Origin of the sequence: Clostridium oryzae, from assembly GCF_002029235.1 — a bacterium.
Classification (GTDB): Bacteria; Bacillota; Clostridia; order Clostridiales; family Clostridiaceae; genus Clostridium_AE; species Clostridium_AE oryzae.
In genome coordinates this window covers 1-552 of record NZ_MZGV01000174.1, presented here as the reverse complement: position 1 = coordinate 552, position 552 = coordinate 1, and the positions used below count along the sequence as shown (strand labels likewise).

1 rRNA gene is annotated in these 552 nt (G+C 41.8%); it reads left to right on the top strand.

Annotated elements, in window-relative coordinates:
• Positions 1–61 (top strand): 16S ribosomal RNA (locus tag CLORY_RS22930); the annotation flags it as partial.
• Positions 62–552 lie beyond the last annotated feature (491 nt).

The following is a 552-nucleotide window of genomic DNA, read 5'->3' as shown; positions in this document are numbered from 1 at the left end:
GATTGGGGTGAAGTCGTAACAAGGTAGCCGTAGGAGAACCTGCGGCTGGATCACCTCCTTTCTATGGAGAAAATCTGGTAGCACATTCACAGAATGGTTATCAGTAAGAATTACGGTTTATACCAAAATCCTCTGTTCAATTTTCAGAGACTAACATCTCTGGAGTTTTGTTAGAAACGAGCGTAAGCGAAGTTTATAACAAAAGACTGTTCTTTGAAAATTGCACATAAGAATGAAACATTGTAAAGCTGGGAACATTTAAAATGTTCTTTGTAGATTATACAATGATGATGAATTTATTCATCATCGAGTAAAGAGAGCTGTAAATTAAAAAGAAGCCTGAAAAACGGCAACTATAAATTGGCACTCTCTGGAGTCGTGTTAGAAACGAGCAGGACAAGGAAGCGACAGAACGCGGAGCGGAATTGGCTAATGGCCAATGAGCACCACAGTGACGGAGCTGACGCGGTAATGCGAAGTTTATCACACGACGACTATGGTTAAGCTATGAAGGGCGCATGGAGAATGCCTTGGCATCAGGAGCCGAAGAAG